The 24,528-nt window shown below is 63.8% G+C and carries 14 protein-coding genes and 2 pseudogenes; 10 read left to right on the top strand and 6 right to left on the bottom strand.

Annotated features, from left to right (window positions below):
• Positions 1-166 precede the first annotated feature (166 nt).
• Positions 167-706, bottom strand: a complete 540-nt coding sequence (locus DBIPINDM_RS34465) for a MarR family winged helix-turn-helix transcriptional regulator (RefSeq protein ID WP_258583396.1) — start codon at positions 704-706, stop codon at positions 167-169.
• A 73-nt stretch (positions 707-779) separates the two neighbouring features.
• On the opposite strand from DBIPINDM_RS34465, the gene DBIPINDM_RS34470 reads away from it, so the two are divergent.
• On the top strand, positions 780-1,223 hold the full coding sequence (locus tag DBIPINDM_RS34470) for a DUF417 family protein (RefSeq protein ID WP_258583397.1): 444 nt from the start codon (positions 780-782) through the stop codon (positions 1,221-1,223).
• A gap of 73 nt (positions 1,224-1,296) precedes the next feature.
• On the opposite strand, the pseudogene DBIPINDM_RS34475 reads toward DBIPINDM_RS34470, so the two are convergent.
• Positions 1,297-1,908: pseudogene (locus DBIPINDM_RS34475) on the bottom strand (MFS transporter); the annotation flags it as partial.
• Positions 1,909-1,939: 31 nt separating this feature from the next.
• Between DBIPINDM_RS34475 and DBIPINDM_RS34480 the strand changes: the two are divergent.
• Positions 1,940-2,812 (top strand): MFS transporter, encoded by an 873-nt coding sequence (locus tag DBIPINDM_RS34480; protein WP_258583398.1) that lies wholly within the window; start codon positions 1,940-1,942, stop codon positions 2,810-2,812.
• Positions 2,813-2,887: 75 nt separating this feature from the next.
• Here the strand turns inward: DBIPINDM_RS34480 and DBIPINDM_RS34485 are convergent.
• Positions 2,888-3,052: pseudogene (locus DBIPINDM_RS34485) on the bottom strand (JAB domain-containing protein); the annotation flags it as partial.
• Positions 3,053-3,527: 475 nt separating this feature from the next.
• Between DBIPINDM_RS34485 and DBIPINDM_RS34490 the strand changes: the two are divergent.
• Positions 3,528-4,436, top strand: coding sequence for a class I SAM-dependent methyltransferase (locus DBIPINDM_RS34490; RefSeq protein ID WP_258583399.1), 909 nt, complete (start codon positions 3,528-3,530; stop codon positions 4,434-4,436).
• Positions 4,437-4,734: 298 nt separating this feature from the next.
• Entirely contained in the window at positions 4,735-7,347 is a 2,613-nt protein-coding gene (locus DBIPINDM_RS34495) for an EAL domain-containing protein (RefSeq protein WP_416361731.1), read from the top strand.
• Positions 7,348-7,547: 200 nt separating this feature from the next.
• Here DBIPINDM_RS34495 and radC read toward each other — a convergent pair whose 3' ends face one another.
• Positions 7,548-8,306, bottom strand: coding sequence for a RadC family protein (gene radC, locus DBIPINDM_RS34500; RefSeq protein WP_258583400.1), 759 nt, complete (start codon positions 8,304-8,306; stop codon positions 7,548-7,550).
• A 184-nt stretch (positions 8,307-8,490) separates the two neighbouring features.
• Positions 8,491-9,333, bottom strand: coding sequence for a LysR family transcriptional regulator (locus DBIPINDM_RS34505; protein ID WP_258583401.1), 843 nt, complete (start codon positions 9,331-9,333; stop codon positions 8,491-8,493).
• Positions 9,334-9,431: 98 nt separating this feature from the next.
• Between DBIPINDM_RS34505 and DBIPINDM_RS34510 the strand changes: the two genes are divergently transcribed.
• The gene (locus tag DBIPINDM_RS34510; protein ID WP_258583402.1) at positions 9,432-10,400 is read left to right on the top strand and encodes a quinone oxidoreductase family protein; all 969 of its coding nucleotides are present in this window, start codon (positions 9,432-9,434) and stop codon (positions 10,398-10,400) included.
• 62 nt (positions 10,401-10,462) lie between these two features.
• Here DBIPINDM_RS34510 and map read toward each other — a convergent pair whose 3' ends face one another.
• The gene (map, locus tag DBIPINDM_RS34515) at positions 10,463-11,290 is read right to left on the bottom strand and encodes a type I methionyl aminopeptidase (RefSeq protein WP_258589417.1); all 828 of its coding nucleotides are present in this window, start codon (positions 11,288-11,290) and stop codon (positions 10,463-10,465) included.
• A 201-nt stretch (positions 11,291-11,491) separates the two neighbouring features.
• On the opposite strand from map, the gene DBIPINDM_RS34520 reads away from it, so the two are divergent.
• The 5 genes from DBIPINDM_RS34520 to DBIPINDM_RS34540 all read left to right on the top strand — a co-directional run bounded on the left by DBIPINDM_RS34520 (position 11,492) and on the right by DBIPINDM_RS34540 (position 24,491).
• Positions 11,492-11,908, top strand: coding sequence for a hypothetical protein (locus DBIPINDM_RS34520; RefSeq protein ID WP_258583403.1), 417 nt, complete (start codon positions 11,492-11,494; stop codon positions 11,906-11,908).
• A 75-nt stretch (positions 11,909-11,983) separates the two neighbouring features.
• Positions 11,984-12,259: a hypothetical protein gene (locus DBIPINDM_RS34525; protein WP_258583404.1), complete on the top strand. Its 276-nt coding sequence runs from the start codon at positions 11,984-11,986 to the stop codon at positions 12,257-12,259.
• Between the two features lie 181 nt (positions 12,260-12,440).
• Complete coding sequence (locus DBIPINDM_RS34530; protein WP_258583405.1) at positions 12,441-12,737, top strand: DUF982 domain-containing protein; 297 nt, start codon at positions 12,441-12,443, stop codon at positions 12,735-12,737.
• 211 nt (positions 12,738-12,948) lie between these two features.
• Positions 12,949-13,212: a DUF6074 family protein gene (locus tag DBIPINDM_RS34535; RefSeq protein WP_258589418.1), complete on the top strand. Its 264-nt coding sequence runs from the start codon at positions 12,949-12,951 to the stop codon at positions 13,210-13,212.
• A 206-nt stretch (positions 13,213-13,418) separates the two neighbouring features.
• On the top strand, positions 13,419-24,491 hold the full coding sequence (locus tag DBIPINDM_RS34540; protein WP_258583406.1) for an autotransporter outer membrane beta-barrel domain-containing protein: 11,073 nt from the start codon (positions 13,419-13,421) through the stop codon (positions 24,489-24,491).
• Positions 24,492-24,528 lie beyond the last annotated feature (37 nt).

The raw sequence follows: 24,528 nt of genomic DNA on the forward strand, positions 1-24,528 counted from the left end.
TTCGGATCAATTTTTTCAAGATTGAACAATTTTCAAATTCTCTCGGCCAAAAAGATTGTGCCGCCGGGCCATCATCTTGGAAATCAGAGCACACGCGGCCGGCGCCGGAACAGGGGCTGCCGCACTTCCTGTTATCTCGGCGACGGTCTTCCCGGGCTGGTACGGGTCAAATTTCGGGCCAAGACTCCATGTTGGCATGCATCGGGCACTGGTCCCCGGGACACGCCGTAAATTCGCAGAGACGACAGAAATGGCTGACCCCGTATGCATCCGTCGCCAGTGGGCGCATCAGCTTCTCGAGGAGGCCGGTGAGCTGTTTTTCTTCAGCGGCGGTAAGGACTCCAAGATAGTCCTTGACCGCCGCGCAACGTGCGACGAGAGCGGGCAACACGGCTTTGCGGCCGGCCGGAGTGACGTGGAGATGCGTGGCACGCTTGTCTTCACCCTTGCGAGCTTCGACGAAACCCTGGGCCTCCAGCTTGTCGACGAGACGCACCGTCGCAGTGTGCGACAGGTTTAGCGCCCGCGCCAGCTGCGCGTTGGTGATGCCCTCCCAAAAGCCCATGATGTTGAGTGCGGCTGAGGCAGAGTCGGTTTGGTTGGGGTGACTTTTGAGGGTCGCCTCAACGCGTTCGGTAATTTCGCCAGCAAAGGCGGCAAGCATATTGGCGGTTCTCAAGCGGGTCATGGCGGCAATCTTTATCATGAGGGGTTGACGGCGCTAGCCTTTATGTGACTTATTATGTGCGTGCAGCACGCACTTATCAAGGAGAAAAGTCATGACGACTTTACAGAAATGGACCCTTTCGGCAGGGCAGGTGATAGCTCGATACAGCGTTGTCCTCTTTTTCGTGGTGTTCGGGGTGGCGAAGTTCACCCCGGCCGAAGCGACGGCGATTCACCCGTTGCTTGTTCACAGTCCGTTCTTGTTCTGGCTCCCCGAGTTGTTTGATCAGCAGTTGTCTTCGGGGATCATCGGTGTCGTGGAGATCGTCTTGGCTCTCATGATGGCCTCGCGTCCCGTTACGCCGTGGATCTCGGCGGTCGGCAGTTACGGCGTCGCTGCCTCGCTGGTGGTCACGCTGAGCTTCCTCGTCACCACGCCACAACTCGACCCGGCGCTTGGCGCCTTCATTATCAAGGACCTGACCCTTCTCGGGGTGGCACTTTGGTCCGCTGGTGAGGCCCTGGCGTCCACAAAGCCGCGCGTGGCTTCGCTTTGAAATGAACCCGGTGTGAGCAGTCAAGAGATCCGTCAGCGGACGTTAACAATCAGGAGATGGCAATGGGCGCCGTAATAGGGATGGGCACCAGAAATACGGCTCCCCACCAGAAGTGCGATAGAAGCAGACCACCGACGACCGGGCCGATCGCGCCGCCAAACGAGAAACTCGCAACCCAGACGCTTACGGCGAAGGTCCGCTGGCGGTCGTCACGAAACATGTTGCTGATGAGCGATAGCGTCGAGGGCGCCATCGTCGCGCCGGCGATCCCGATCAGCGCCCGAGCCAGGATGAGCATCTCGGCACTTCGTGCAAAGGCCGCGACCAGCGACAGGAGCCCGAAACATGCCGATCCAATCAGCAGCAGCTTGCGCCGGCCGATCCGATCGCCAAGAGCTCCCATGATGAGCAGCGACGCGGCCGCCAGAAAGCCGTAGATATCCACGATCCAGAGCAATTGAGCGGCCGTGGGCTTGAGGTCGGCGCTTAGCGATGGCACGGCCAGGTTCAGCACGGTCAGATCCATCGCGTAGAGGATGCAAGGCAGCGCGATGATGGCGAGGCCGATCCATTCGCGACGCGTGGCTCGGCCCGCGCGCGGACCAGTGTCGGATGCGCTTCTGCTGGCAGTCGGGCCGGTATGGCTGCCCGAGCATAAGACCCCAAACGCCGGGCGGCTTGATATCCTCAGCGCTGCCTTGTCTCTGGCGGCCGTGTTGCCGATCGTCTTTGGCATCAAGCTCATCGCCGAAGGCGGCAATTTCGTGTGGGCGACATCGGTGATCGCGTTGGGCCTGGTGCTCGCAGTGGTGTTCGTGAGGCGGCAGATGGACTTGCCTGATCCGCTCCTTGACTTACGGCTGTTCAGGCGGCCCGCCGTGACCGCAGCGCTCGGCATCAACATCCTCGACTTCTTTGTCGGCTTCGGAATTCTCGTTCTTGTTGCCCAGTACCTCCAACTGGTTTTGGGACTAACCCCCCTGGAAGCGGGCCTCTGGAGCATCCCGGCCGGGGTTGGCTTCGTGGTGGGATCATTGTTGACTTCGACCGTGCTCAGGCTGATGCGGCCAGCCTACGTTCTCGGCCTCGGCCTGGCGTTTGCAGCCGGCGGTCTCGCGCTGATGGCATACGCCGCGGAAATGCATAGTTTGATTCTGATTGTCCTGGGCAACGCGCTGTTTTCTGTCGGCTCAGCTCCGGGCATCGCGATCGTCGCGGACCTCGTCGTCAGCGCGGCGCCCAAGGAGCGATCCGGCGCTGCCTCGGCACTTTCCGAGACGGCCTCCGAGTTCGGTGGCGCGCTAGGCATCGCCTTGCTTGGCAGCCTCGCAACCCTGCTTTATCGTTCTGCGCTGGGCTTGGCCATGCCGACGGGCGTTCCCGTCAACACTATGGAGACTGCGCTACGCGGTATTGGAGCTGCAAGCAGCCTTACGCCAGGTCTCGGTAATGGCGGTGCGTTGTTGTCGGCAGCGCGAGGCGCATACACAAGCGCGGCGGACGTCACCTTCCTGACTGCTGCTGGGATAATGCTGGTGGCAGCGATCGTCGCGGTGACGATGTTCCGGGGGTCGAAGACGCAGGAATAAACCTCGCTTGGGCAAGCGCGATCTTGTCGGATGCCTTCATCTGCGCGCGGCCGCGACATGACGCAGCCACGACGCTCAGATTAGCAGCAGGCCATTCATGCTGGCGGATCCCTTCCGCCCGATGATGATGTGGTCGTGCACGGCGATGCCCAGCCGCTTGCCTGCGTCGATGATCTCTTTCGTCATCTCGATGTCGGCACGCGACGGCGTCGGGTCGCCCGACGGGTGGTTGTCGATCAAACCATCATGGATGGGATTGTTATATCGATCATATACTTACCAGGTCATAGCGGCGAGATGGGGTCGTCAATTGGGGCATGCCTCTAGTGACCACTCGTGATCTTTCACGTTCCAGCATGGGGAAACTTAGTCAGTACCCTGATGTCCCGATTGGCCACGGATTCCGAATGCTCATCGTCTCAATCGCAACGAACAGCTGGCATCCACGGGGCCCTCGCGTTCCAGTGCTACTTAAATGACGGTTGTGCCAGGGCATCGTCCTCCAGAAGGGTCCCCAGTTCGAGATTCTGTCAGCCCGAAGCCGCAGCAGTACAGATCAGGCGAGCCGTCGGCAGCCGTCTTCGGGTTTTCATCTTGAATCCTCAGAAACCGGCGCCAACTCTCCGGGGTTATGGGCACTCCGACCTAGGTGGCGCACCGCCCGCCGGCCCGGATTTGACGCGCGACCCTTTCGCTGCAAAGATATATTAACGACTTGTTTACCAAGCGTCAGCCGCCGCTGGGAATTGGGGGGAATTTGGAACCGTTTCTGGGTGCGAACCGTCTTAATTGGGATGATCGGGCCGAACTGCATTCGACCGACACAACGGGCAGCTACCAGATCGAAAATGTGCTGGCAGGCGGATCCAATCTCTATGAGCTGGAAACGGGCGAGGTCGGAGATATTGTCGGCAAGGATATCGTCCATTTGCAGTGTCATATCGGGCTCGACACGATCAGCTTGAAGAACCTCGGCGCGGGCAGCGTGACCGGCCTCGACTTTTCACCGACGGCTATTGCTGCTGCGCGGGATTTCGCGGCGAAGGCAGGCACTGATGTGCGCTTCGTGGAAGCGCCACTATTCGAGGCAGTCGAAGCGCTCGGCCGGACCTTTGACATCGCCTACGTTACCTGGGGTTCGGTAAATTGGCTGGACGATGTGTTCCGCTGGGCGCGGGTTGTTGCCGATCTCCTGCGACCAGGCGGCCGGCTCTATATGGCCGAGGGCCATCCGTTGATGTTTCAGTGTGATCGTAAGGCCGCGGCGCTGGAGTTTAAGCACGATTGGCGAACGCCTATAGCTCGACCGCTCGCATGGAACGAGGAACGGACCTATACCGGCGACGACCGCATTTTGAAGCATCCTCGGTATTATGAGTGGATCCATCCGATCAGCGACGTGGTGAACGCGCTGATTTCAGCGGGGCTGACGCTCGATTTTCTGAATGAGCATGACACGGTTTCGTGGCAGCACTTTTCATTTGCAGTGAGGGCAGGCAAGGATATGTACGGCTTGCCAAACAACTCCCCCAAGATCCCAATGGCCTATTCCATTGGCGCGACGAAGCGAAGCGTCGGCAAGATACCATACCTTGTTGCTCCCAAAGCGATTGAGGGCCACTAGTTCTACTGTTAATCCGGGTTTTCATTGTCATCGCCGAGGCACGATTACCACAACCCCGGAATCGTCCCCAGCCGATACGTTGCCTCATTGAGTGGCGGCTGGTTCCAACCCCTCCGGCGGCGTGCCAGAACGACCTCAGCGGTCGGACAGTGCAAAGTTTTCAGGACTGTGAAGTTCAAAATTAATTAATGACAGCTAATGTTCCATCGGCGGGTCGATCCGAGAACCTGAATAACACAAGGGGGTTTTCACCCTATTGGCTCTTTTCGGCGCTAGGTTAGGCGGCATAAAGGATGCCGTGTTTTCGTCGGCAAATATTCCGGCGGCAGTGGCGGTTTTGGTTATTGCCATCAGCGCGGCGTATGCGGACCACCAGAACAAAATCGTTTCGGACCAGGCCGTCCGCGCTGATGTCCTAGCCAAGGTCAATCTGATCCGCGCCAAGCTGGAAGGGAATATCAACGGAAACCTTCAACTCGTGCATGGGCTGGTCGCAACGGTCGTGACTGAACCCTACATGGGACAGCAACGCTTCGCCTCGCTCGCGAGTAATCTGTTTGGCGAGGGCTCGCAATTGAACAACATTGCCGGCGCACCCGATCTGGTCGTTTCCTTGATGTACCCGCTAGAAGGCAACGAGAAAGCCGTGGGCCTCGATTACCGTAAGGACGATCGGCAGCGCGACGCCGCGCTACGGGCGCGAGACGGGCGCAAGTTGATTCTTGCCGGTCCGGTCGAGCTGAAGCAGGGAGGCCAAGGCTTCATCGGCCGGTTTCCTGTTTTCGTGCCGAGTGCGGGCAACACTGAAAGGTTCTGGGGCATCATTTCCGCTGTTGTCGACGTGCAGCGCCTTTACAAGGCGAGCGGCCTGTTCGACGATGATCTCGGGATTGACATCGCGCTCATCGGTAAAGACGCCCTCGGCCCAAGCGGAGATCAATTCTTCGGCGATGTGGGCGTCCGCAAAAACAATCCAGTGACGGCCGAAGTTCTGCTCCCGTCGGGATCGTGGCAGATCGCAGCCATCCCCAGAAACGGCTGGCCTTCGACGCCCAGCAACGCGTGGTTCTTGCGTGCGATCATGGCCGCGGCCGGGGCGTTGGTTGTGGTGCCATTCTTGGTCACAGGTCGTCTGATCGGCGAGAGACAGCGCAACTATGCGGAACTGCGTCGATTGTCGAGACGACTAGAACTCGCTTTGGAGGCATCGGCTATTGGCGTTTGGGAACACGATCTCGCAACCAATGACCTGTCGTGGGACGATCGCGTCAATGAAATATATGGCAAACCCAACGATGGAGGACGTCGCGGCTACTCTGATTGGGCGGGCGCAATTCACCCCCTAGATTTGGCCGGCGCCAATGCGGATTTCGACAATGCTGTGGCCAGCCGCGGAACATATTCGTCGGAGTACCGGATTGTTCGTCCGGATGGCGAGATTCGTCATGTCCGATCCAAAGCGACCATATACCAAGCCCCAAATGAGACACCCAAAATGATCGGGGCGGAATGGGACGTGACAGCCGACGTCCTGCTGAACAGCGATCTGGTTCGCGCAAAACAGCTGTCCGAGTCTAAAAATGCAGAACTCGAGGCGGCCAGGGCGCGAATAGAGCATATCGCGCTTCACGATTCGCTGACCGGTTTGCCCAACCGTCGTTACCTCGACCAGGTATTGGAAGAGTACGCGGCGAACGCCAGGCGCGACGGCGGTTATGCGGCCCTGCTTCACATCGACCTGGATCGGTTCAAGCACATCAACGATACGCTTGGCCACGCCGCGGGCGACGCGATGTTGGTTCACGCATCTACCGTCCTCCGATCCAAGGTCGAGGAGGGGGGATTCGTCGCTCGGATCGGAGGAGACGAATTCGTCGTGCTGTGCACGGTGCATGACGATATCAAGCAACTGGCGCTGCTGGCTGACCGCGTCATCAGCCAGATGAGCGAACCCGTCTACTACCAGGGCCACCGATGCCGTTTTGGTGTTAGTGTGGGAATTGCGATCGACAATGGAAAAGACGTCGAAGCCAAGCACCTGCTGGTGAACGCCGACATCGCGCTTTACCGAGCAAAGAGTCGTGGGCGCAATCGGCACGAATTCTTCACTGAGGCGATGCAAAGCGAAATCGTCGACACAAAGCGGATCGCCGATGAGGTGCTTGGCGGCCTTGAGCGTAACGAGTTCATAGCCTTCTACCAGCCCCAATTTAGCGCAAAGACGCTCGAAATTGTCGGAGTCGAGGCGCTTGCGCGATGGAGGCACCCAAAGAAGGGTATTTTAGCGCCGGATGTCTTCCTAAGGATTGCAGAAGAACTAAATGTCGTCTCGACGATCGATCAAACCATACTGAACCAAGCGCTTTCGGATTTCCAAGGCTGGTCTGCCGCGGGTCTTCATATACCGCGCGTATCAGTCAATGTTTCGGCACGGCGCCTTCAGGACGAAGAACTCATAAAGAGCTTGAGAGATCTGAATATCAAGGAGGGAACAGTTTCGTTCGAGCTTGTTGAGTCCATTTTCCTAGACGAAAACGATGATCTGGTAACTTGGAATGTCGATCAGATTAAGCAACTCGGCATTGATATAGAGATAGATGATTTTGGTACGGGCTATGCCTCCATAGTCAGCCTGCTCAAGCTGCAGCCTCGCCGACTGAAGATAGATCGGCAACTGGTCATCCCAATTGTCGAATCGCCTCAACGAAGGCAGGTTGTCTCGTCGATCATTGAAATCGGCAAGTCCTTGGGTATCGAGGTCGTAGCGGAAGGCGTCGAGACGATGAAGCACGCAAGGGTACTCAAGGACTTGGGCTGCGACATATTACAGGGTTATGCTTTTGGGCAGGCGTTGGATTCCAACGGCTTAAAGGCGTTTGTTCGCTCTCGGCGGCTGCGCGCGGCCAGCTAAGTGTCAGGCCGGCGTTTGACTGGCACGATTGGGTCGGCAGGGCGATCGTTACCCGCCTTCGGCCATTCCCGTGGCAGCCCCGATCCATCATTTCGTGCTGACGGCCCAGGTACTCGAATGCATGCTCTTCAGACGTAGCAGCAATAGGCGCACAGTGGGACTGCCGCATCAGCCCAGTTCATTCCGGTCAGCAACAAGATCTAGATCAGCAGCAAACCCTTCATGCTGGCGTATCCCTTCCGGCCAATGATGATGTGGTCGTGCACGGCGATGCCCAGCCGCTTGCCTGCGTCGATGATCTCTTTCGTCATCTCGATGTCGGCGCGCGACGGCGTCGGGTCGCCTGACGGATGGTTGTGCACCAGGATGATCGCGGTGGCCGACAGCTCAAGCGCCCGCTTGACCACTTCTCGGGGATAGACCGGCGTGTGGTCGACAGTGCCGGTCTGCTGCACCTCGTCGGCGATCAGCGCGTTCTTCTTGTCGAGGAACAGGATGCGGAATTGTTCGCGTGCCTCGAAGGCCATGGCCGAGCGGCAATAGGCGAGAAGCTGCGTCCAGGACGAAAGGACTTCTCGGCCATGCACCTCGCCGTGTGCCATGCGCTGCGCTGTCGCCGCGACGATTTTCAAGTCGAGCGCCACGGTCGGGCCGATGCCCTTGATCTCCTGCAGCAGGTTGATGGGCGCGCCAAGCACTTCGGCCAGCGTGCCGAAGCGCGCCAGCAGCGCCTTGGCGGCAGGCTTGGTGTCGGCGCGCGGGATCAGCCGGAAGAGCAGGAGCTCCAGAAGTTCATAATCGGGCAGGGCGTCTGGACCCGCTGAGGCAAAGCGCTCGCGCAAGCGGTCGCGGTGGCCGAGATAGCCAGGTTTTTCGGCTGGAGCCTGCCTGGCCTTCGCCGTGGGCCGAACCGGCACCTCGGAGAAGAAACTCCGCTCGTCGTCGCCTGTGTCTCCCATATGCCCCCGCATCCAGCCAATCACGCGGACAAGCTGCCGCCCGACCCGGCGAAATACTAGGCCGGCAGGCCGGGGCGGTCGAGTTTTTTTGGCGACAGTGTGAAAACCCCGCAATTGGCAATCACGCCGAACCTGCTTTCGCATTGCGTGGCGGGCGAACCATCGCGCAGGCAGTCAAACCCGTTCATCCAACCTTGCCGCCAAGCCCGTCCATCACCGCGCGGATCAGCGGCACATCCTTGATATCCGTGTGCACGACCAACCAGAGTTCACGCGTCAGCGGATCGCCCGGCAAGGGCAGCCTGGTCAAATTCAGATCCGCCGCCATGAAATCAGGCAGCAGCGCGACGCCGCCGCCGGCCTTGACGGCAGCCAGTTGAAACTCCAGCGTCGAGGCGCGGATGGCGACCGGACGGCTTCCCACAATTTGCGCAAGCAGCCTTTCCTGCGGCGACGAGGCCATGGTTTCCTCGTACCCTATGAAGGACCAGTCCGTTTCGCGCGTCGCGGCCAGATAGGCGGGATCGGCATAGAGGCTGAAACCTATCTCGCCGATCTTGGTGACGGTCAGGTCGCCCCGTTCCGGCCGCGCCATCCGTACGGCGATATCCGCCTCCCGCCGTCCAAGCGACGCATAGCGCGTCTCGCCGATGACCACGATATTGATGCCGGGATGCCTTTGCCGGAGGCCAACGAACCGCTCCGCCAGCAGCGCGGTCGCCAGGGCGGGCGGGGCGCTGACCCGGACGGTGCCGGTATGCCGGTTTTCGGTATTCAGCGCCGCCCGCTCGATCATCAGCGCATCTTCGCTCATGCGTGTCGCGATGCTGGCGATCTGCTGGCCCTTGGCGGTCAGCGAAAGGCGGCGCCCGCGCCGGTCGACGAGCTTGGCGCCGATCCTCTCTTCCAGATGCGCCACGCGTCTGGCCACCGTCGCATGCTCCACACCGAGTGCCCGGGCAGCGGCCGAGAGTGTGCCCAGGCGGGAAAGGGCGTGGAAATGGCGCAAGTCTTCCCAATCCGGCATCTGATCGTTTTTTCCCATTGGCTGGCAAATTATAGGTAATTTTCAATCAGCTTGCCATCTGCCATTCATCCCATGAAGCATCAGATTGGAGAATGAGGATGGATATCGCCGTTACGCTGACCGCCACGGGAGGCATCGACCAGTTGCAGGTGTCGCAGCGCGCGCCGCAATCTCCCGGCCCGAAGGAGATCCGGATCCGTCATGAGGCGATCGGCGTCAATTTTCTCGATATCTACCATCGCAAGGGCATCTACCCGCTGCCCGCCTATCCCCATGTGCTGGGTGCCGAGGGAGCGGGGATCGTCGAGGCGGTCGGCTCGGAGGTCGCGTTGCTTGTCCCGGGCGACCGCGTCGCCTATGCCGGCGCTCCGGTCGGTGCCTACAGTTCCACGCGCCTTTTGCCGGCGGAGCGGGCGATCAGGCTGCCGGCCGGGATCGGATCGCGTACAGCGGCGGCATCGACGCTGAAAGGCATGACGGCCTACATGCTGCTCAACCGCGTTTACGCCGTGAAGCCGGGCACCGCCATCCTGGTCCATGCGGCGGCGGGTGGTCTTGGGGCTATTCTGGTCCGTTGGGCAAAACATCTGGGCGCAACGGTGATCGGCACGGTCAGTTCCGAGGAAAAAGCCGCTCTTGCTCGCACTCACGGCGCCGACCATCTCATCGTCGGACGCGACGCCGATCTCGTCAGGGAGGTCATGGAGTTGACGGGCGGTCGCGGCGTGGATGTCGGCTATGACGGCATTGGTGGCGCCATGCTTGCCAAGACGATCCAATGCATAAGGCCATTCGGCACTGCCGTGAGCTTCGGTCAGGCCGCCGGGCCGATCCCTCCGGTTTCGCTCGACCAGTTACGGCCCAACCGCGCTCTCGCTCACCCGAGCATCATGGCCGCGACCGGCGACCAGGCTTTCTACGTCGAAGCCGCGGCAGCCCTGATCGATGCCTTTCGTCTGAACATTACGGCGGCCGTCGGCGGGGAATTCGCGCTCAACGATGCAGCCGTGGCCCATACGGAACTCGAAGCCGGACGGACGACCGGAAGCCTGCTTCTGATTCCATAAGGTTGGCATCCGCGCGCCAGCTGATGATCTTGCGGGTCCCGGTGGGCGCGCGGGCGTGCTGGCTAGGCCGGCAGGCCGGGACGGTCGAGGTTGTTGGGCGAGAGCGTGAAAATCTCGCAGCCCGTGTCGGTCACGCCGATCGTGTGCTCGTACTGCGCCGACAGCGAGCGGTCGCGCGTCACCGCCGTCCAGCCATCCGACAGCACCTTCACATGCGGCCGGCCGAGATTGATCATCGGCTCGATGGTGAAGATCATGCCGGGCCGCATCTCGACGCCTTCATTGGCGCTGCCATAGTGCAGGATGTTCGGGGCGTCGTGGAAGAGCTGGCCGACGCCGTGGCCGCAGAAGTCGCGCACCACCGAGCAACGCTCCGCCTCGGCATAGGTCTGGATGGCGGCACCGATGGCGCCGGTGCGCGCACCCGGCCTGACCGCGGCGATGCCGCGCATCAGGCATTCATGGGTGACCTCGAGCAGGCGTTCCGCCGCGCGCTTGATGGTACCGACCGGATACATGCGCGAGGAATCGCCGTGCCAGCCATCAAGGATGTAGGTGACGTCGATGTTGACGATGTCGCCATCCTTCAGCGGCTTGTTGTCGGGAATGCCGTGACAGACGACATGGTTGATCGAGGTGCAGGACGATTTCGTGTAGCCACGATAGTTGAGCGTCGCCGGCAGCGCGCCGTGATCCATGCCGAACTCGAAGACGAAACGGTCGATGGTGTCGGTGGTGACGCCGGGCGCGACCATCGGCACCAGCTCGTCCAGGCAACGCGCGGTGAGGTCGCATGCCTTGCGCATGCCGGCAAAACCGTCCTCGCCATAGAGGCGGATCTGGCCGGTGTTTCTGAGGGGGGCCGTGGCGGCGTCGAGATAGGTGACCATTTTGTCCGTGTAGAAGGGTGGGCGCTGGAGGAGTGCTGGCATGAAAATCTCACCAGATTTGGCACTTAGGGGCAAAAGGTTCAAGGAAGAACTGCCCGATGCAGCCAGAGCCGGCCGGATATTCGTCGCGTCGGGGCGATCTCTTGCCGGGTTTCGCACGGTTTGCTTTCCTTTCCAGCCATCGTGCGCTAGGGCGGGACGATGTTTTGGAGATCGCGTCCAGCCCTGAAGCGCGCCAGATCGCTTGAAGCGCCGTTGACGGCAGCCTGCTCATGTCTGATGGGCCTGGTGCTGCTGGCGATGCTGTGCCTCGGCCGGCCTGATGTGCCTGCCTTCGCGGACCCTGCCCAGGGCGGTGCCAGCGTTGGCCTCGAACGGTCTGGCGAAGTGGCGGCGCTGCTGCGCGTCACCAACAAGGCACAGGCACTGGAGATTCGCAGCGCCCGGCCGGTGCTGGCCAAGTTCGCCGGCTTCCTTCCGGCCTTGCCGGCTCCGCAAGCTGTTTTCCTTTGGCTCGCACCAACGTTGCCGGCGGCGGTTGTTGCCGGATCTGGCGCGGTCTCCGCCCCTGGCGCGAGCACCAACCAGCCGCGTGCGCCGCCGTTCACGCAGGCCTGAGCGGTCAAGGACCGCACCTTCCCCCTCATTCCTAGCCATTCGCGTCGCGACCCGTGCGGCGGCCATGAGTCGCGCATGGGTGGCGCGTCGCGTCATTTTCGGATGATTGCAATGCAACAACGTATCAAGACATTCAAAAGCCTGTCGCGCGCGGCCTCGGCTGCTTCCTTTCTGTCCGTCCAGACGTTCATCTGCATCGGAACCGTTTATTGGGCAATCGCCGAGACGCTCTATCTGTCGGGAAGCGGAGCGCTCGTCCTTGGCGCCCTGTTCGCCTTGCCGTCGGCCTATGTTCTGCTGATGGTGGTGCGCATGGCCTTCGATGCGGAGACCGACCCGGCCAATCAATAATCGCGCTGCCAACTTGGAAAGTGCTGCCGGACTAGCTGGTGCCGGCAGAACTTCCCTTGGCCCGTTTGCAGCAAAAATGGCCGTTCCGCAGTGACGACACATTTGCGTGCCACAAGCCGGTCAAAGCAACTTTTGACGACGAACGGCGTTGCTTGGGCGACGCCAGTTCGGGAGATGTCTGATGGACAGATTGCAATTCGAGGTGCCGGTGCGCATCGCACAAGGCCCCGGCTTGCCCGTCGAGGAGATTTACAGCGTCGAGCAGGCGCTGGACTTTCTCCAGGATTGGCCGGCGCGCCGGCAGGGACCGGTGTACCAAAAAGCTTTCAATGCCTGCTTTGGCGCTACGGTGGACGTGGTCAAGACCGAGGATGCCTGCCGGGCATTCATGGTGTTCTGCCGCGTCACCGGACTGATGGCCAGCGACATGATGGCGCCGCGCAAGCGTGGCGGCGAGGCAAGGGCGCTGCAGGCCTGAGGGCTGCTTTGCCTGTTCCGGTCGACCAACTCCGCCTTCTCAACCAACCTGGCTTGAATGTGCGTGATGATCCCGTGCCTGGATCGTCATCCGCATTTCCTCGCACGGCGACGCGTCGGCAGCGGCATTAAGCTTCCGTTTCCACCTTGGCGGCTACGCCATTGCTTGTTCAGCAATGGTTGATTCGTTGCGTCAGTTCATGGTTTGGAAGATGTCCCCAGAAAAAGTCCGTGCATTCCCGATCGACCGTCAGCTATTCCTAGTTAGAGAAGTTGCAGCCAAGCTCGACCATCTGCATGGCGAGCCTGCAGCCTCGTTCTGGAGGGCTAAAGCAGCCGAGTTGCTTGACCTGATTGTCGGGTCGGGCAGGGACAGAGCAACCGCCAGTGACGAAGTACGCAGGTTTTTCCTGGCCGTACAGAGAGAGCTTTCGGCTGGACTGGCGGCCGAGCCGAGTCCAATTCTTCCCGCCTGAAGCAAATATTTCTCTATTGCGTCACGCTGTTTGCTCCAATAGCGCGTAAACACTACGTTTTGCTGTGGATTTGTGTGCTTGAACGGCAACACTGCGCCCAATTTACATCACCTCTATTCTTAGGAGCGCCCATAGCCATTGCAATCTGCTAGGTTGCATTAGCAAGGGCAGATTCGCGCCGGGGGCGGTGCGGGTCAGGGGGGGTGATGATGACTCGTGTTGGTGGGGGCGCAGCCGAGTCTCGCTTTGTTTCAGACTGGTTGAAGCAGGGATTTCTTGGCCTTTCAGGGTTTGCGGCGATAGCGGCCATTCTGACGGCGTTGACGCTGTTCGTCGGCTCGACGGGTCCTGCCGAAGCGACTTGCACGGGGCCGAGCGGTGGTGTCGAGAATTGCGCGGGCGCCGGAACACAGTCTGACATCAGCTACAGCCCACCCGTTACGACGCTCAACGTCAACACACTGACGATCGACCCCAGCCGGATATCCCTGACCGGTACAGGCGCGGCGCCGCCGCCACCGGGCGCCGGGGTCCAGCACTACACCTGCAGCAGCAATGATCCAGCACGGTGCACGATCACTCCCGCAACGCCCGCCAGTAACGGGCATCCCGCCACTGCCGAGTCATGCGCTGGCCCGGATTGCGTCGCACCACCGGTCAAGGCCGACGGTGGGCCTTCGGGCACGTCAGGCCCGACACTTGTGGTCAACTACAATCAACCCGCGGCCAACACCAATACGCCCAACAGCGGCGCGGTGATCGCGACCGGCACCATTGGTGTTCTCGGCGCCTCGAATGGCAGCCGCGGCGGCAATGGCAGCAACGGCTACGTCTTCTCCGATGGCGGTGACGGCCATGACGGTGCCGATGGCGGCACTGTAACGGTCAATGTCGATGGCGCCGTCAAGACGAGCAACAATTGCGTCCTGCCCACAGCTTGTCCCAACGCGGGCATCGTCGCGAGCAGTGTCGGCGGCGACGGTGGCGATGGTGGCGACGCAAAGGGCATTTCGGGTGACGCCGGCAACGGCGGGCTGGGTGGCAGCGGCGGCAACGCCACCGTCAATTTCAACAGCGGAAGTGTCGAAACGCTGGGCAATTATTCGGCGGGCATTGCCGCCATCAGCCAGGGCGGCCATGGCGGTAATGGCGGCGGCGGCGGCGGCCTGGTCTTCAATCCGGGCGGCGGCAGCCCGGCGGGCGCTGGCGGCAACGCCAATGTCTTCACTGGCGTCGGTACGACAATCACCACCTATGGCATTTATTCGCACGGCATAGCCGCCCAGTCGATCGGCGGCGGCGGCGGCGGCAGCGCCGGTGGTTTCGGCCTGTTTTCGTCCTCCGGCGGCGGCGGCGGCAATGGCGGCAATGGCGGCATCGTCCAGGTCACCAACAATGCTGATATCACCACCTGGGGCAACAACTCACAGGGTATCCTGGCCCAGACGATCGGCGGCGGCGGTGGCGACGGCGGTTCGAACTTCGGTCTGTTCGCTTCGGGCGGCAGCGGCAGTCTCGGCGGCAATGGCGGCCCCGCCAATGTCGTGACGGTTGGCGTCACCAATTCCGGCGCGATCGTCACCCATGGCCAGGAATCCAACGGCATCTTGGCGCAGTCGATTGGCGGCGGCGGCGGCAATGGCGGCAATTCCGGCGGTCTCGTGTCGCTTGGCGGCGACGGCGCCTCGACCACCAATGGCGGCATCGTCGAGGTGACGAACACATCAGCCGGTTCGATCAGCACCGACGGCAAGCAGTCCGCCGGCATCTTCGCACAGTCGGTCGGCGGCGGCGGCGGCAATGGCGGCACCTCGGGCGGCCTGTTCTCGGCCGGCGGCAAGGGCGGCGCCGGCGGCAACGGCGCGCGGGTGACGGTGACCAATGCGGGTGACATCGAGACCGGAAAAAATGGCGCCGCTTCAGTCAATTCCGCCGGCATCTTCGCGCAATCGGTCGGCGGCGGCGGCGGCAATGGCGGCGGCGCGTTCTCCGGCGGCATCGGCTTCAGCGTGGCGATTGGCGGCGCCGGCGGCAGCGGCGGCACGTCCGGCGCGGTGGAGGTTCTGCGCGACGCCAGCGATACAGCCTATTCGATCATTACCCATGGCGACCAGTCGGATGCCGTTTTCGCGCAATCGATCGGCGGCGGTGGCGGCAATGGCGGATTTTCGGTTTCGGGTGCGGTCGGCGTGCTTGCGCTCGCCATGGGCGGGGCTGCCGGCAATGCCAGCGACGGCAACATCGTGACGGTGGAGACCGCCGGCTCGCTGACCACTTATGGCCAGGGATCGCGTGGCATCTTCGCGCAGTCGATCGGCGGCACAGGCGGCAATGGCGGCGCCGCGATCGCGGTGGCGGTCAACGCCACCGGAACATTCGCGGCGGCGATCGGCATTGGCGGCGACGGCGGCGCCGGCGGTGCATCGAAACTCGTGACCGTGTCGAGCCTCAGCGACATCTCGACGGCCGGCAACAATGCCGGCGGCATCGTTGCCCAATCGGTCGGCGGTGGTGGCGGCAATGGCGGCTATTCGATCGGCGGTGCCATCGGCGGCGCGGTCGGTATTGCCGTCAATATCGGCGGCAAGGGTGCCGGCGGTGGTTATGGTGCCGACGTCATTGTCGGCAGTTCCGGTTCGATCCACACAAAAGGCAACAATTCGACCGGCATCTTGGCGCAATCGGTCGGCGGCGGCGGCGGCAATGGCGGCTTCACCATCTCGGCAGCCCTTGGCGGCGGCGCGGCGAGCGTCGGTCTTGGCGGTGCCGGCGCTGAGGGCAGCAATGCCGGCAACGTCACCGTCAATGCAGACGGCGCCGGCCATGCGATCGCTACTGGCTATGCCGGCACATGGAACCTTGTCACCGAAGGCAAGAACGCGGTCGGCATCCAGGCCGAAAGCATTGGCGGCGGCGGCGGCAATGGCGGCTTCTCCGGCAGCCTCGCGGCAGGCGGCCTTGTCGGCGTCGGTGTCAGCCTCGGCGGCACTGGCGGGGGCGGCGGCGACGCGGGTACGGCGACCGTCAACAATGGCAAGAAGGTCGGCAACACTGTCACCCAGAACAATATCCTGACGATAGACGACAACTCGACCGGCATCCTGGCGCAGTCGATCGGCGGCGGTGGCGGCAATGGCGGCTTTGCCGTGACGCTCAGCGTCTCCGGTTCCTATGAAGGCGCCGGCGGCGCGGCCGCTGTCTCGGTCGGCGGCAGCGGTGCCACCGGTGGCGTCGGCAAGGACGTTTTCGTCACCAGCTACGGCAACATTGCCACTTACGGCAAACAGTCCGACGGCATCTTGGCGCAGTCGATCGGCGGCGGTGGCGGCAATGGCGGCTTCAGCGTCGCCGGCACGTTCACGACCGGAGCGCTCGGCGCTTCGGTCGCCGTCGGCGGCAGTGGCGGCAGCGGGCAGAGTGCAGGCGAGGTGACGGTGACCTCGACCGGTAACATCCAGACCCATGGCGACCAGTCGATCGGCATCATGGCGCAGTCGGTCGGCGGCGGTGGCGGCAATGGCGGCTTCGCCGGTGCCGGCGCGATCACGCTGCAGGGCGTCAGCGCCGCGGTCGGGCTTGGCGGCAATGGCGCCGGCGGCGGCAGTGCCAAAACGGTCCGCGTCACCTCGACCGGCGACATCACCACCTATGGGGACCAGGCGATCGGTATTCTGGCGCAATCGGTCGGCGGCGGCGGCGGCAATGGCGGTTCGACCGTTTCGCTGGCGCTTGCCAAGGATGCCGGTATCGGCGTGGCGCTTGGCGGCAAGGGCGGCGCGGCCGGCAACGGCCTTGATGTCACTGTCATCTCGACAGGCAACATCTCGACGGGCGCCGGCTTCACATCAGGCGGTGTTCGCGGCACGGGTGCGGCCGGCATCCTGGCGCAATCGGTCGGCGGCGGTGGCGGCAATGGCGGCTTCGCCGGCACGCTCGGCGGCGGCAAGTCGATCGCTGTCGGCGTGGCGTTTGGCGGCAGCGGCGCCGGCGGCGGCAGCGCCGACATCGTCAAAGTCACCTCGACCGGCAACATCTCGACCAATTTCGACAATTCGTCCGGTATCATCGCCCAGTCGATCGGCGGCGGCGGCGGCAATGGCGGCTTCAGCGTTGCCGTCACCGGTGCGCTCGGCGACCCTGATGCGGCGACGGCGTCGGTGGCGATCGGCGGCAAGGGCGGTGTCGGCGGCGTCGGCAAGGACGTGACCGTGACGAGCACCGGCACGATCACGACAACAGGCAAATTCTCCAATGGCATCCTGGCGCAGTCGATCGGCGGTGGCGGTGGCAATGGCGGCTTCGCGGTCGCCGGCTCGGCCACAACAGGCAATGCCGGCATCGGCGTTGGCGTTGGCGGCACCGGCGCCACCGGTTCGACATCAGGCAAGGTGATCATCAACAGCTACAGCCTTGTCGACGCGAATGGACAGCCGGTGCTGCAGGCGCCTGCCTCGAACACTGTGTCGATCTGGACCCAGGGCGACAATTCATCCGGCATTTTCGCGCAGTCGGTCGGCGGCGGCGGCGGTTCGGGCGGCTTCGCGGGCAGCCTCGGCGTCGGGCTCGGCGGCGGGCTGGGCGTCAGCATCGGCGGCGGCGCCGGATCCAGCTCGACCGCCGATACGGTCACCGTCACCAGCTACAACAACATCCTGACCGGAGGGAAAGACTCCTTCGGCATCATGGCGCAATCGGTTGGCGGCGGCGGCGGCAATGGCGGCTTTGCCATCGCGCTGGCCGGCAGCAAGGATATGGCGGCGAGTGTCGCGGTTGGCGGCTCCGGCTCGAGCGGCGGCGACGCCGCGGTCGTCACCGTCACCAGCACCGGTAACATCAAGACCACCGGCGATGGTTCGCATGCGATCTTCGCGCAGTCCGTCGGTGGCGGCGGTGGCAATGGCGGTGGCGCCGTGGCCGGCACTTTGACCGGCCAGGGTACGGGCAGTCTCGCCGTCGGTGTCGGCGGTTCGGGCGACAATGGCGGCGACGCCAAAGCGGTGACCGTCACCTCGACCGGCGACCTCAGGACCGAAGGCTTGAAAGCCGACGGCATCCTGGCGCAGTCGATCGGCGGCGGCGGCGGCAATGGCGGCTTCACCGGCGCGCTGGCGATCACCACGGGGGCCGGCGCGATTGGCGTCGGTGTCGGCGGTTCAGGCAAGGGCGGCGGCAATGCCGACACGGTCACCGTGACCTCAACCGGCAACATTGTCACCCTCAAGAACGGTTCGAACGGCATACTGGCGCAATCCGTCGGCGGCGGCGGTGGTAATGGCGGCGCCGCGGTCACCATCGCCGGCGCGGGCCAGAAAGCAGCCGCGGCGGTTTCCGTCGGCGGCGCCGGCGCCAAGGGCGGCACCTCCCAGCTGGTCACGGTCAACAACATCGGCACGATCGACACGACCGGCGACAAGGCGAACGGTATCCTCGCCCAGTCGATCGGCGGCGGCGGCGGCACCGGCGGCTTCGCCATTTCTGGAGAGATGGTCGTCGACGGCGCCGGTGGCGCGGCCGTCAGCATCGGCGGCAACGGCGGCACCGGCCAGGATGGCGGCCGCGTCATCGTCAACAGCAATGTCGGCACCACGCTCGCCAACAACAATGCGACCATCCACACCGTTGGCGGCGATTCCAATGGCATCTTCGCGCAATCGGTTGGCGGCGGCGGTGGTGATGGCGGCTTCTCCGGCGCGGTTTCGGTCACCGGCCAGAATGCCAAGGCCGCGATCGGCGTCTCCGTCGGTGGCTCGGGAGCCGGCTCAGGCGACGGCAAGACCGTCAACGTCACCTCGGTCGACAACATCCTGACCGAAGGCAATGGCGCGAACGGCATCCTGGCGCAGTCCGTCGGCGGCGGCGGCGGCAATGGCGGTTTCTCCTTTGCCGCGACAATCAAAGGCTCGCTCGGCAAGAACCAGAGCAAGAACGGCGCGGTCTCGGTATCGCTCGGCGGCGGCGCCGGTTCCGGTGGCGATGCTGAAAAGGTCACGGTCGATTCCACCGGCATCATCCAGACCGGCGGCGACAAGGCCTTCGGCGTGCTGGCGCAATCGGTCGGCGGTGGCGGCGGCACCGGCGGGCTTAGCGTGGCGGCGGCTCTCAACCTCGGTGAGGGCGGCAACCAGATCACCGCCGCGGTCGGCGGCGAAGGCGGTGGCGGCGGCATCGGCGGCGAAGTGCTGCTGACGCGCCACGGCTCGACCACCACCACCGGCGATCAGTCCATCGGCCTCTTTGCGCAGTCGGTCGGCGGCAGCGGCGGCAATGGCGGCATGGCGATCTCCGGCGTGATTGCAGGCACCGATGCCAAGACCCTGTCGGCCAGCGTTGGCGGCTTCGGCGGCGCCGGCACCAACAGCGGCAAGGTGACGATCGACAACACTGGCGCCATTTCGACCTATGGCGTCGAATCGCATGCCATCCAGGCACAGTCGATCGGCGGCGGCGGCGGCAATGGCGGCATGGCCGTCTCGGCCGTGATCGGCTCGCTCGGCACCGGAACCAATTTCAATGCCGGCGTCACGGTCGGTGGCTTCGGCGGAGACGCCGGCTTTGCCGGCGACGTCTTCGTGACCAATCATGGTCTGTTGCAGACCGGCTTGCTCGCGGCCGGCCAGACCACGACCAATGGCGATGGAGCCTACGGCATCTTCGCGCAGTCGGTCGGCGGCGGCGGCGGCTCCGGCGGCAACGCCATCACCGGCGTGCTCGGCCTCAACGGCAACAATGCCGGTACGCAGGTCAATGTCAGTGTCGCCGTCGGCGGCGCGGCCGGCAACGGCAATACGGGCGGCAACGTCACCATCAGGCAGTATGGCGGCATCGAAACCAACGGCATGGGCGCCTTCGGCATCTTGGCCCAGTCGATCGGCGGCGGCGGCGGTACCGGCGGCCGCGCCAATTCGATCTCGCTGCAGCTTGGTGCGAAATGCACGCTTCCGAAAGTCTGTGAACCGGCCGGTGGCAAGCCGAACTGGAACCTGCAGGCGACGGTCGGCGGCGCCGGCGGAACCGGCAATGACGCCATGACCGTCGATGTCGGCAATTATGATTTCATCACCACGCATGGCGACAAGTCGTCCGGCATCGTCGCGCAGTCGATCGGCGGCGGCGGCGGCATCGGTGGCGACGCCTATGTGGGAACGGGCGGCCTGCTCGCGATACCTTACGTGCCGGTCGATCCGACGCTGCTCCTGAAGCCGCTCGGCACCAGCAGCCTGACGCGTTCCGGCACGGTCGCCATTGGCGGCAACGGCGCCGGCGGCGGCAATGGCGGTACCGTCATCGTCACCAATGAAGGCGTGATCACGACCCACGGCACCAAGTCGGACGGCATCCATGCCCAGTCGATCGGCGGCGGTGGCGGCGATGGCGGCGACGGCGAGGCCGGCGCGCTCGGCACCGTCGGCATCGGCGGCCAGGGTAAGGCCGCCGGCAATGGCGGCGCGGTCACCGTCACCAACGGCAAGGCCGACCTCAGCCAGGCCGGCATGGCCATCATCCAGACATTCGGCACGTCGCCGACACCTCCGGCGCAAGGCGCGCCGAGCGCCGATCCGGAACAGGGCTACTCGGCCGGCATCTTCGCGCAGTCGGTCGGCGGCGGTGGCGGCACGGGCGGTGGCGCCGGCGGCCTGCTGTCGCTCGGCGGCTCGGGCAAGGCGGGCGGCACCGGCGGTCATGTCACGGTCAACAATTATGGCGGCATCCTCACGCATGCCGATGATTCGGTTGGCATTTTCGCGCAGTCGATCGGCGGCGGCGGTGGCGCCGGCGGCTCGCTCGGCATCAGCGCGATAGCGGTCGGCGGCTCGGGTGGCGCCAGCGGCTCCGGTGGCCAGGTGGATGTCATCAACGACGCGATGATCGAGACGCACGGCATCGATTCCTACGCGATCCAGGCGCAATCGGTGGGTGGCGGCGGTGGTTCGGGCGGTGGCAAGAATGGCGGCATCACCGGCTCGATCCCGGCGCTTATCTCGATCGGTGGCGCCGGCGGCTCGTCCGGTATCGGCGGCATCGTCAATGTCACCAACAACAACAGCCTGCATACCTATGGCGCCGGCGCGGACGGCATCAACGCCCAGTCGATCGGCGGCGGCGGCGGTTCCGGCGGTCGCGCGATCGGCTTCATCGCCGTCGGCGGCAAGGGTGGCGATGTCGGCAACGGTACCATCGCCGGCAGCAACGGCGGCGGCGGCGCGGTCAGCGTCAACAACAATGCCAATGGCACGATCACGGTCGAAGGCGTCGGCGCACACGGCATCTTCGCGCAGTCGGTCGGTGCCGGTGGCGGCTCGGGCGGTGGCGCCTTCGGCGTCAGCATCGTGCCGGTTGCGATCGGCGTCGGTGGTGGCGGCGGCAGTTCGGGCGATGGCGGTGTCGTCACCGTCAACAACCATGGCGACATCACGACAGTGTCCGCCTCATCGGTCGCGATCTTCGCTGAATCGATCGGTGGCGGCGGCGGCACGGGCGCCATGAGCGTGGCGGCGAGCCCGGTGCCGGGCGCCTTCACCTTCGGCATCGGCGGCGACGGCGGCGCCAACGGCAAGGGCGGTAACGTCAATGTCACCAATTTCAGCGACGGCATCATCCACACCCAGGGCTTTGGCTCGACCGGCATCATGGCACAGTCGGTGGGCGGCGGCGGCGGCGCCGGCGGGGCGTCCTATTCCGTGTCGGCCGGCCCGCCCGGACTCGCCATCGCGCTCGGCGGCAAGGGTGCTGCCGGCGGCGACGGTGGCGTCGTCACCGTCATCAACAATGGCGCCATGCAACTCGACGGCGACAATTCCGTCGCGATCTTCGCGCAATCGGTCGGCGGCGGCGGCGGCTCGGGCGGCACCGCGATTGCCGCGGCGATCGGCGTGCCGGTGTTCATCGGCGGCGACACCGGTGCCACCGGCAAGGGCGGCGACGTCACCGTCACCAATACGGGGCAGATCAGGCTGACCGGCAATGGCTCGGTCGGCATCTTTGCGCAGTCCGTCGGTGGTGGCGGCGGCGTCGTAACCGCAGGCACCGACGGCATCGTCCAGGCCGTCGCCGGCGGCAGTGGCAATGGCGGTGTCGTGACGATCAACAGCAACGTCGCCATGCTCATCACCGGCGATAACTCGGTCGGCGTGTTCGGCCAGAGCATCGGCGGCGGCGGCGGCGTCGGCGGCTTTTCCGGCAACTATCTCGGCCTCGACCAGGCACCGGCCGCAAGCAGCATGATGATGGCCATGGTCGCCGCCCCGCAAGGCTTCATGGGCAGCGCCGGCGGCGGTGGCACCGGCGGCGCCATCACCTTCACGCAGACGGCCGACCTCGCGGTCACCGGCAAGAATTCCTTCGCGCTGATGGAGCAGAGTGCCGGCGGCACTGGCAACATTGCCGACAATGGCGACATCAACGTCACCATCGCCAGTGGCGTGACGATCACCGGCGGCTCGGGTGCGGGTGCCGGCATCGGTTACAAGGACGGCAAGGACAATCTGCTGACCAACAACGGCATCGTCCGTTCGGTATCGCTGATCGACGGCTACGCCATGCGCGGCGGCATCGGCAATGAAACGTTCGACAACAAGTACCTGACGGTCGGATCGATGGACCTCGGCGCCGGTCTCAACATCTTCAACAACAAGACCAACGCGGTCTACCTGATGGGCGACACGGTCTATCTCGACCTGCCCGGCCAGTTCAAAAATGACGGTTACGCCGCTCCCGGCGGTCTCGACCGCGTGATGACGACCGAGGTCACCGGCAACTGGTCGCAGTCGCTTGGCGGCGTCTATCTGCTCGATCTCGATCTCGACCCTGAAGCGGACCGCATCAATGTGAGCGGGACCGCCGACGTCAATGGCCTGGTCAGCATCAACATCATGAACCCCGGCGCGGCAAAGCCGGGCAATCAGGATTACATCATCCTGGAGGCGCAGGGCGGCGTCACCGACAATGGATTGAAGCTGGATACGATCCCAAGTGCTGTGGCGCAGTATTCGCTGAAATATCCGAATCCTGAGGATATCGTCCTCAATGTCGACATCAATTTCGCCCGCACCGGCCTGACCGAGAACCAGACCGCGGTGGGCTCGGCGATCAACGCGATCCAGACCGACCAGACCTCGCCGAACTTCACCAAGATCGCCAACGCGATCTTCTATATCCCGACGCTCGACCAGCTTGGCGCCGTCTACGACACCATCTCGGGCGAGGGCATCAGCGGCTTCCAGCAGCCTGAGTTCGACGCCAACAGCACTTTCCTCGCCCAGATGAACCGGCAGGCGGATGCCTGGCGCATGGGCCTGGCGACGGATCCGATGAGCCAGTCGCTGAAAGCGCCGGCAACGGCCTATGCCGAACCGCCGGGCAAAGCCAATCCGTTCGATGCCTTGACCAAGGCGCCTAACGAGCAGCGCTGGAATTACTGGGCGACGGCGGGCGGCAATTCGGGCCTGGCTTCCGGCGATCCCGTGGTCGGCAGCGCGGCCCTTGGCTACAAGACCGGCAACTTTGCCGTCGGCCTGGACTCGCAGGGCGATCCCGATGTCCTGATGGGTTTCGCGCTGGGTGGCGTCGCCGGATCCTTCGCCGTGCCGGACCGCGAAACCTCCGGCAACATCATCGGCGGCCATGCCGGCGCCTATGGCGCGCGCAAATGGGGCCAGTTCTACATCAACGGCTCGCTGGCGATGGACCTCTACAGCAACACGACCGACCGCTTCACCTCGGTTCCGGGCGCGCCCAATCCGCTCAATCCGGTGCCGGCCATAACCAGGGAACACTGGACCGGCGATTTCATGAGCGCCGGCTTCGGCACCAGCCTCGAGGCCGGCTGGCGGCAGCCATTCGGCGCCGGCGCAATCACGCCGTTCGCCGGGCTGCAGTTCCAGGCATTGGCGATGCAGGCCTTCTCGGAAAAGTCGACCAGCGACGGAGCGCTCGGCCTCGACTTCGACAGCCGCACGGTCATCTCGGTGCCGGTCTCGCTCGGCCTGCAGCTCGACACGACGGTTGCTATCGGCGAGAGCAAGACGCTGCAAGCCTGGGGTCGTGCCGCCTGGCTGCACGAGTTCAATCCGGACCGCTCGGTCGAACCAACCTTCCAGGCAGCACCCCGCTATGCCTTCGTCGTCCAGGGCGCTGCAGCCGCTGAAGACGCGGTCGCCGTCAACGCTGGCGTCAAGCTGAACTGGAGCTCCAACACCTCGGTGTTCGCCACTTTTGATGGCAAGTTCGCTGACAAGGTGCAGACCTACGGCGGCAATGTCGGGTTCAGGGTGAACTGGTAGGGGATAGGCCAGCGCTGGCCTTCCCCCTTCGCTCGAC

This window comes from Mesorhizobium sp. AR02 (genome assembly GCF_024746835.1).
In the GTDB taxonomy this organism is placed as follows: Bacteria; Pseudomonadota; Alphaproteobacteria; order Rhizobiales; family Rhizobiaceae; genus Mesorhizobium.

What these genes read in the sequence shown, in the direction of transcription:
- DBIPINDM_RS34535 (WP_258589418.1), top strand. Translation starts at nt 12,949, where the DNA reads ATGTCCCCAGAAAAAGTCCGTGCATTCCCGATCGACCGTCAGCTATTC.
- DBIPINDM_RS34510 (WP_258583402.1), top strand. Translation starts at nt 9,432, where the DNA reads ATGGATATCGCCGTTACGCTGACCGCCACGGGAGGCATCGACCAGTTG.
- radC (WP_258583400.1), bottom strand. Translation starts at nt 8,306, where the DNA reads ATGGGAGACACAGGCGACGACGAGCGGAGTTTCTTCTCCGAGGTGCCG.
- DBIPINDM_RS34505 (WP_258583401.1), bottom strand. Translation starts at nt 9,333, where the DNA reads ATGCCGGATTGGGAAGACTTGCGCCATTTCCACGCCCTTTCCCGCCTG.
- DBIPINDM_RS34520 (WP_258583403.1), top strand. Translation starts at nt 11,492, where the DNA reads ATGTTTTGGAGATCGCGTCCAGCCCTGAAGCGCGCCAGATCGCTTGAA.
- DBIPINDM_RS34525 (WP_258583404.1), top strand. Translation starts at nt 11,984, where the DNA reads ATGGGTGGCGCGTCGCGTCATTTTCGGATGATTGCAATGCAACAACGT.
- DBIPINDM_RS34470 (WP_258583397.1), top strand. Translation starts at nt 780, where the DNA reads ATGACGACTTTACAGAAATGGACCCTTTCGGCAGGGCAGGTGATAGCT.
- map (WP_258589417.1), bottom strand. Translation starts at nt 11,290, where the DNA reads ATGGTCACCTATCTCGACGCCGCCACGGCCCCCCTCAGAAACACCGGC.
- DBIPINDM_RS34465 (WP_258583396.1), bottom strand. Translation starts at nt 706, where the DNA reads ATGATAAAGATTGCCGCCATGACCCGCTTGAGAACCGCCAATATGCTT.
- DBIPINDM_RS34540 (WP_258583406.1), top strand. Translation starts at nt 13,419, where the DNA reads ATGATGACTCGTGTTGGTGGGGGCGCAGCCGAGTCTCGCTTTGTTTCA.
- DBIPINDM_RS34530 (WP_258583405.1), top strand. Translation starts at nt 12,441, where the DNA reads ATGGACAGATTGCAATTCGAGGTGCCGGTGCGCATCGCACAAGGCCCC.